Raw genomic sequence first — 8,039 nt, 5'->3', positions numbered from 1 at the left:
CCCACCGCACCGCCCAGGATGCAGGACAGGGCAAACGCAAACAATTTTTGTCCGGGGTGGGACCGGAGCATCCAGACAATGAACAGTGCAGCAGCGATGCCTATGCCGGTAAAAAACCAGCGCTGCCAGCCGCCGGCATTGGCCAGAAACGAAAAGGCCGCGCCGCTGTTGTGCACCCGCACGATGTTGAAAAAGCTGGTCACGTAGGTGGCGTCACCGAGCTGGTAGTAGCCAAGAATCAGCACCTTGGTGAACTGGTCCGCAATAAACAGAATCAGCGCCAGGCCGAGCCAGGGCAACATCGCGGCAGAGTTTCTGGAGAAGGTGGTTTTGGGCATTATGCGAACTTCCTGTCTTCACCTGCGCCGAACAGGTTGCTGGTGCAACGTCCGCACAGGGTCGGGTGCGCCGCGTCATGGCCGACATCGGCGCGGTAGTGCCAGCAGCGTTCACATTTGGTGTCGGAACTGGGCTTGACCCTTATGGAAAGGACGTCGCCAGCTATCAATTCAATAGCGGATGTGATGAAGGCAAACTTCAGATCCTCGCCCAGGCTGGCCAGCAGCGCATGGTCGTCCGGGGCGACGTCGAGCGCCACATTGGCCTGCAGGGAGGAGCCGACCTGACCGCCGGCGCGCAGGGTTTCGATGTCCTTGTTGACCGCATCGCGCAGCTCGCGCACCCGGCCCCACTTTGCCAGCAGCTTCGCATCGGGCGCAGCCAGTTCGGCATAGGTTTCCATGAAGATGGATTCCGACGCGCCGCAGACCTTCCAGGCTTCTTCGGCGGTGAAGCTCAGGAAAGGCGCCATCCAGCGCAGCATCGCATGCGTAATCTGGTGTAGCGCGGTCTGCGCGCTGCGCCGGGCCAGCGACTTGGGCGCGGTGGTGTAGAGCCGGTCTTTCAGGATGTCGAGGTAGAACGAGCCCAGGTCTTCGCTGCAGTAGATCTGCAGCTTGGAGACCACCGGGTGGAATTCATAGACCTCGTAATGCGTCAGGATGTCGGCCTGCAACTGCGCCGCGCGGCTCAGCGCGTATCGGTCGATTTCCAGCATCTGCGCCAGCGGCACGGCGTCTTGCAGCGGGTCGAAGTCACTGATGTTCGCCAGCAGAAAGCGCAGCGTGTTGCGGATACGGCGATAAGCATCCACCACCCGCGCCAGAATTTTGTCGTCGATGGCCAGGTCGCCCGAGTAGTCGGTCGACGCACACCACAGGCGGATGATCTCGGCGCCCAGCTTGCCCGACACTTCTTGCGGCGCCACCACATTGCCTTCGCTCTTGCTCATCTTGCGGCCCTTGCCGTCCACCGTGAAGCCGTGTGTCAGCAAGCCTTTGTAGGGCGCGTGGTCGTACATCGCGCAGGCGGTGAGCAGCGAGGAGTGGAACCAGCCACGGTGCTGGTCATGGCCTTCCAGGTAGAGGTCGGCCGGCCAAGTGGACTGCGCCGCATGGCTGTGCTTGAGCACATGGTCATGCGTGGTGCCCGAGTCAAACCAGACGTCGAGGATGTCGGTGCTCTTGATGTAGTCCGGTGCATCGGCTCCGATGATGGACTCGGCCGTGGCCTTGCTCCAGGCCTCCACGCCGCCGGCCGCCACCATGCTTGCTGCCTGGTCCATGATCTCCATGGTGCGCGGGTGCAACTCGCCGGTGGCGGTGTGGATGAAAAACGGCAGGGGCACGCCCCAGTTGCGCTGGCGGCTGATACACCAGTCGGGTCGGCCGGCGATCATGTCGCGCAAGCGGGTTTTGCCGTTTTCCGGGTAGAAGCTGGTCTCGTCGATCGCGTTCAGCGCGAGCTGGCGCAGGGTTTGTGGCGCCTTGTCTTTGGTGAAAACGCCTTCGCCTTCGTCCATGCGCACAAACCACTGCGCGGCCGCGCGGTAGATCACCGGCGTCTTGTGGCGCCAGCAGTGCGGGTAGCTGTGCGTGATATTTTCGGTGGCAAACAGGCGGCCGGCGTCCCGCAGGGCGTCGATCACCAGCGGTGCGGCTTTCCAGATGTTGAGGCCGCCGAACAGTGGGAGTTCATCGACATAACGGCCGTTGCCCTGCACCGGATTGAGGATGTCGTCATAGGCGATGCCATTGGCCACGCAGGAGTTAAAGTCTTCCACGCCGTAGGCAGGCGAGGAGTGCACGATACCCGTGCCGTCATCGGCGGTGGCGTAGTCGGCCAGAAACACCGGGCTCAGGCGCTGGTAGCCAGCGTCCACCTCATACAGTGGGTGTTTGAAGTTAAGCAGCGCCAGGTTTTTGCCTGCCGTCGTGGCCAGCACCGTGCCGGTGAGCTGGTAACGCGCCAGACATTTTTCCACCAGTACAGCGGCCAGCAGCAAAATGCCGCGCTCGGTATCGACCAGCGCGTAATCCAGCTCGGGGTTCAGGTTCAGCGCCTGATTCGCCGGGATGGTCCAGGCGGTGGTGGTCCAGATCACCGCAAATGCATCCTTGTTCAGGCTTTTCAGGCCGAAGGCTGCAGCCAGTTTGTCGGGCTCGGCGCTTTTGAAACCCACGTCCAGCGTCTGCGATTTCTTGTCGGCGTATTCGATCTCGAACTCGGCCAGCGAGGAGCCGCAGTCGAAACACCAGTAGACGGGTTTCAGGCCCCGGTACACAAAGCCGCGTTCCATGATGCGCTTGAGTGCGCGGATCTCGTCGGCCTCGTTGCCGGGGTTCATGGTCAGGTAGGGGTTGGCCCATTCGCCGAGCACGCCCAGGCGCTTGAAGTCCTCTTTCTGAGCTGCGATCTGCTCGGTGGCGAAGGCGCGGCTTTTGGCCTGCACCTCGTCTCTTGAAAGATTTCGGCCATGAAGTTTTTCGATGGCGTTTTCGATCGGCAGGCCATGGCAGTCCCAGCCCGGCACATACACAGCGTCCAGCCCCTTGAGCTGGCGCGCCTTGACGATCATGTCTTTCAGGATCTTGTTGGCGGCGTGGCCGATATGGATCTGGCCGTTGGCGTAGGGCGGACCGTCGTGCAGCACAAACTTCGGCTTGCCGGCGCGCACATCGCGCAGTTTTTTGTAGATGCCTTTGTCATCCCACTCCTTGACCCAGGCCGCTTCGCGTTTGGGCAGATCGCCGCGCATGGGAAACGGGGTGTCGGGCAGGTTCAGGGTGCTGCGGTAATCGGTGTTGGTGTCAGACATGGAATGCTCTTGTTGGGGCGGCCTGATTGGACAGGCTGCCGGAATGCTGTTCGGGAAAACAAGCCTTGCGCCGAGGGGGACGGGGCCAGGGGCGACGAGATCGTCTAAATTCGGTCGCGCGTCGTCTGGCGGCTGGTTTCCGTGTGCATGGATGCAAAAAACGCCCGCGCGTCGTGGCAGTCCCTGGAGATGCCCGCCTTGAGGCTGTCCAGACCGTCGTAGGTCAGTTCGTCGTGCAGTTTGTGTAGCAGTTCCACGCGAATGATTTTACCGTATGCCTCCTCCGCGCCCAGGCTGGCCGGCCAGGCCAGGCAATGGGTCTCCAGCAGCACCCGCCCGCCGTTGACATCGTCGGGGTCCAGCGAGGGCCGAATGCCCAGATTCGCCACGCCGGGCAGCGGATCGGGACCGAGGCCGAAGACCTGCACCGCAAAAATCCCGCCGGCCGCCGGCTTCCAGTGCGAAAAGCGCAGATTCAGGGTCCGAAAACCGAGCTCGCGCCCGAGCTTGCGGCCGTGCACCACATGGCCGGAGATGCTGTAGGGCCGACCCAGCAGGCTGGCCACGCGGCTCATCTGGCCCTGGGCCAGCGCCTCACGCACGGCCGAACTCGAGACGCGGGTGTTACTGACTTCATAACTGTTCATGCGCGCCACATCAAAACCCAGGCGCTCGCCAGCCGCGTCCAGCATGGCGTAGTCGCCGGTGCGTTTGGCGCCGAAGCGGAAGTCGTCGCCGACCAGCACGTAACGCACGCCCAGGCCCTTGACCAGCACATCGCTGATGAAGTCTTCAGCCGGCTGCGCCGCCAGCCGCGCGTTAAAGGGCAGCACCACACACTGGTCGATGCCGCAACGCGCCAGTTCGGTGAGTTTGTCGCGCAGGGTGGCGATACGCGCTGGCGCCAGCTCGGGTTTGCGCGCAAGCCCTGCAAAGTAGTCGCGCGGATGCGGCTCGAAGCTCATCACGCAGCTCGGCACGCCCCGATGCTGGGCCTCGTTTTTCAGCAGCGCCAGCATGGCCTGGTGGCCGCGGTGCACGCCATCGAAGTTACCGATGGTCAGCGCGCAGTGGGACGCCAGTGCAGGATGTTGGTAGCTGCGAAAAATCTTCATCCTGGGAATCGGTGTTTGGACGCGCCCGCGTGGACCGTCATGGGGTGGGCTGGCAAGGCGTGACGACGCGGCGGGCTGATGCCCGCAAGGAGAAGCAACGCAGCCAGCGCGCGCCAGGGCGGTGCAATCGGGTGCGTAGCGCTATTCGCCAGGTCGTCAAGCCTGATTCCTTCATCAAAATTCATCTTCATCTGTAGGTCTTGCAGTGGTAAGCGGTCAAGCACGCGGATTTCCAGGATTTCCAATTATCGTTTTAATAGCAGGTCGCGCCGCGCTGATGCGGCTCCAAAGGCCAAACAGGGTCATACAGCGCGCTTTGTCATGAATTGCCTGTATATTGAGGGCTCAGACAGTTTGAGTCCGGTTCCATGTGTTTTTTAACCATTGGAGGTTCGTTTGAAGGTCTTGAAGCTCTCAGCCCAGGGGTTGCCGCAATCGTGGATCAGCCTCGAACAAGCCGTGTTGCACTATGCCTCGGATGAAGTGCGCTGGGAGATGGGTGCACGGGTGGCGACCTTTCATGGCGGACACAATGCCATCACCGGCAACCAGTCCATCATCAACGTCAACAGCATCATCGGCACCAAGGGCGTGCCCAACATCAACCCCTTCAACCTCAAGCCGGGCCTGACCAACAGCAAGCTGTTCGCGCGCGACCGCAACATCTGCGCCTACTGCGGCGACCACTTCCACGAGGAAGAGCTGACACGCGAACACATCATCCCGTTTGCGCAAAACGGCATCGACACCTGGATGAACGTGGTGACGGCCTGCCGCGCCTGCAACCACCGCAAGAGCAGCCGCACGCCAGAACAGGCGCACATGCCGCTTCTGTATACACCGTATGTGCCCAGCCTGTGGGAAGACTTCATCCTGCGCAACCGCCGTATCCTGGCGGACCAGATGGAGTTTCTGATGGCGCATGTGCCGAGGACATCGCGGCTTCTGGTGTGAGCTTCGGGCCAGGTTCCCGCACGCTCAGCCCCAAGGGCTGAGCGATGATGTCAAAAACTCAGTAAGTCAGCTCCAGCACCACCACGTGGTTGCCAGAAACCGGCCAGGTCTGGCCGGTGATTTTTTCACCGTTGAACTCTGCCGCAATCGGGCGCATGCCCTCCTGCGTGAGATTGAGCTTGGACGCTGAAACGCCGGCGCCTTCAGGTGGCACACCCGGCAGCGCAGCTTTGCCGTCAAACATCATCCGGTCACGCTGCGCGTCAAAGTAACCGCGCGGGCGGTTCAGCGTGACGCTCGATTTGGCGGCCTTGTCGGCTTCGGCGAGGCGGTCTGCGCGAAAGTTCACAAATTTGCTGGAGCGCGGAAACGGGCTGCGGTAGATGTGGGTGGTGGCATACCCGGTGGCCTGGATCGCAAATTCGTAGGAAACACCAGCTTGTGCGGTGAAGGGCCCCCACAGACCGTCGGTGCCCACGGTTTTGGTGTGGACCGCATTGCCGATGCGCGCGCCGGTGGCAGGGTCTGTGGCGTAGACCATCAGTTGCGCGCCGGGCAGCGGCAGGTTGTTGGAATAGTTGCCGGAGGCGGGGTCGGTCGGCGTAAGTCCCAGGCCCGCGATTTTGCCGTTGAGCACGATGGGCGCTTCCGGCTGGATGGCGAGGGTTTGCGGATTCTTGCCGGTGATGAAGCGGTAGGTGGCCTCAAACGCGGCGGGTGAATACGATGTCTCGCGGTGATCGACGCGCGGCAACACGACGTTGGTCGCGCCCTTGAGTGCCGGGCCATCAAATGTCACGTTGGTGGGTGTGCCTTTGGCCCCTATCCAGAGGCCGTCTGGCTGGGCAAACTTGTCGTTGTTGTCTGAACGCAGGGTCAGCCATTTGACCGGGCCAGTCACTTCGTCACCCGCCGCATTTTTGGGCGCATTGAGCCCGGTCAGGAAGGGGCCGGTGCCGGAAAACTCGTTGGCTTCGCGAAAACCCTTGGTTGCCCAGACGCCATGATTTGGCGTGCCGCCGAGCACGGCGTGGCTCACGCGCGCGGCGCCGCCGCCGTTGTAGATGTAATTGCGAATCGCATTGCCACCCCGCGAGTTGCCGACCAATACAACCTGGCGTGCGCCTGTGGCTTGCAGCACCTTGTCGACTTCGGACTTGAGGAAGGCCATGTGGTCTGCGGTGGAGGTGCGGCCGGGCTGGGCCTTGCCATCATCATCGCGTGCCAGCGGGTAGGGCAGGTCAATGGCGTGCAGGCGCTCGCGCGGCCAGCCGTTCGACTCAAAACGCCAGACCGTGGTCTGCCACAAGGCGGCGGTGTCGCCGTTGCCGTGCACAAAAACAATCGGCGGGTGTTGTTCGTGCGTGGGCGAGGTGGCGCAGCCGGCGAGTGCCAGGCCGGCGGCAGCGATCACGAGAAGAAGGCGGCGTTGCATCATCATGGTTTGTCTCCTGGAATTAAAAGTGCCCGTGATTCATGCCACGGAGCATCGTTTCTCAATATGTCGCGGGCAAGTCAGGCAAAGACGCCGGCGGTGTCCTGCATGCGCGCCGAGACCTCGCCGAGGTGGTGCAGGGTGTCGCCAAAACTCATTTCCATCTGCGTGAGCTTCTTGAAGTAGTGGCTGACGATGTATTCGTCGGTCACGCCGATGCCGCCATGCAGTTGCACTGCCTGCTGGCCGACATAACGCATGGAGTTGCCGAGTTGGTACTTGGCGCGGGCCATGGCGGCACGCCGTTCCGCCGCCGGCGCATTGAGCTTGAGCGAAGCGTAATAACTCATGGATCGCGCCAGCTCGAGCTGCATCTTCATGTCGGCCACGCGGTGCCGAAGTGCCTGGAAGCTGCTGATGACCACGCCAAACTGCTTGCGGGTGTTCATGTACTCGACGGTGATGGCCAGGGTTTTGTCCATCACGCCCACGGCTTCGGCGCAGGTGGCGGCAATGCCGATGTCGACCGCATGTTCGAGCGCGGCCAGTCCGTCCAGCGTGATCAGCGTGGCGGGTGTGTCCTTGAGCAACACGTCTGCGGCGCGGCCGCCGTCCTGCGTGCCGTAGCCGCGGGTGGTGACGCCCGCAGCCGAACGCTCCACCAGAAACAGCGCGATTTTGCCGTTGGCCTGCGCCGGCACGATGAAGGCATCGGCCTGGTCGCCAGCGGGCACTATGGTTTTTGTAGCAGACAATGTCCAGCCGGTAGGGGCTGAGGTCGCTTTTGCTTCACAACTGTCAAGCTTGTAGCGGGCGGCGCGCTCCTGATGGGCCAGCACCACCAGCGCTTCGCCGCTGGCGATTTTCGGCAGCCAGGCCGTTTTAACGGCGTCGGGTGCGTAACTGGACAACACGGCACCAGCGATCAGGGTCTGGGCGAAAGGCTCGGCCACGATGCCGCGGCCCAGCTCTTCCATCACCACCATGCCTTCGACCGGGCCCATGCCGAGGCCGTCATTGGCTTCAGGAATATAGAGGCCGCACAGGCCAAGTTCGGCGATCTGGCCATAGGCCTCCCGCGAGAAACCACCGGCTTTGGCAATGCCGCGTCGGCGCTCGAAGTCGTAGCCCTTGTCCACCCATTTGCGGACCGCGTCGCGCAATTGTTCCTGGTCGTCCGTGAAATCGAAATCCATTGTGATGCTCCTGTTGGGGTGTCATCCCGGCCCCGGATCAAGTCCGGGGTTGAGACATGTGGATTGCGGGTCAGGCCCGCAATGACAAATCGCCGTGGGCTCAGCCCAAAACAAACTGCGAGACGATGTTGCGCTGCACCTCGTTGGAGCCGCCGTAAATCGTTGTCTTGCGCATATTGAAA

Annotated in this window: 6 protein-coding genes; 1 reads left to right on the top strand and 5 read right to left on the bottom strand. The window is 62.2% G+C overall.

Translation table 11 applies throughout. The features are described 5' to 3' along the window. The 3 genes from lspA to ACH2CW_RS11100 all read right to left on the bottom strand — a co-directional run. A partial coding sequence (gene lspA / locus ACH2CW_RS11110; protein WP_395058052.1) for a signal peptidase II occupies positions 1-338 on the bottom strand: 338 nt, incomplete at its 3' end. Then, entirely contained in the window at positions 338-3,157 is a 2,820-nt protein-coding gene (gene ileS, locus ACH2CW_RS11105) for an isoleucine--tRNA ligase (RefSeq protein ID WP_395058050.1), read from the bottom strand. The genes ileS and lspA, both read right to left, overlap by 1 nt. Positions 3,158-3,261: 104 nt before the next feature. Then, the gene (locus tag ACH2CW_RS11100; protein ID WP_395058048.1) at positions 3,262-4,272 is read right to left on the bottom strand and encodes a bifunctional riboflavin kinase/FAD synthetase; all 1,011 of its coding nucleotides are present in this window, start codon (positions 4,270-4,272) and stop codon (positions 3,262-3,264) included. A gap of 396 nt (positions 4,273-4,668) precedes the next feature. Here ACH2CW_RS11100 and ACH2CW_RS11095 point away from each other — a divergent pair, with 396 nt between their 5' ends. Beyond that, complete coding sequence (locus tag ACH2CW_RS11095; protein ID WP_395058046.1) at positions 4,669-5,226, top strand: HNH endonuclease; 558 nt, start codon at positions 4,669-4,671, stop codon at positions 5,224-5,226. A gap of 58 nt (positions 5,227-5,284) precedes the next feature. Here the strand turns inward: ACH2CW_RS11095 and ACH2CW_RS11090 are convergent, their stop codons facing one another. Together ACH2CW_RS11090 and ACH2CW_RS11085 are read right to left on the bottom strand one after the other, a co-directional pair. Then, the gene (locus ACH2CW_RS11090; protein ID WP_395058044.1) at positions 5,285-6,667 is read right to left on the bottom strand and encodes an alpha/beta fold hydrolase; all 1,383 of its coding nucleotides are present in this window, start codon (positions 6,665-6,667) and stop codon (positions 5,285-5,287) included. A 74-nt stretch (positions 6,668-6,741) separates the two neighbouring features. Further along, the gene (locus tag ACH2CW_RS11085; RefSeq protein ID WP_395058042.1) at positions 6,742-7,857 is read right to left on the bottom strand and encodes an acyl-CoA dehydrogenase family protein; all 1,116 of its coding nucleotides are present in this window, start codon (positions 7,855-7,857) and stop codon (positions 6,742-6,744) included. Between the last annotated feature and the right edge of the window lie 182 nt (positions 7,858-8,039).

It is taken from the genome of Polaromonas sp., assembly GCF_043778355.1.
Lineage (GTDB): Bacteria > Pseudomonadota > Gammaproteobacteria > Burkholderiales > Burkholderiaceae_C > Polaromonas.
This window is presented reverse-complemented; position numbering and strand designations above follow the sequence as displayed.

Coding starts and splice junctions, on each gene's coding strand:
- ileS (WP_395058050.1), bottom strand. CDS start 3,157: ATGTCTGACACCAACACCGATTACCGCAGCACCCTGAACCTGCCCGAC.
- ACH2CW_RS11100 (WP_395058048.1), bottom strand. CDS start 4,272: ATGAAGATTTTTCGCAGCTACCAACATCCTGCACTGGCGTCCCACTGC.
- ACH2CW_RS11090 (WP_395058044.1), bottom strand. CDS start 6,667: ATGATGATGCAACGCCGCCTTCTTCTCGTGATCGCTGCCGCCGGCCTG.
- ACH2CW_RS11085 (WP_395058042.1), bottom strand. CDS start 7,857: ATGGATTTCGATTTCACGGACGACCAGGAACAATTGCGCGACGCGGTC.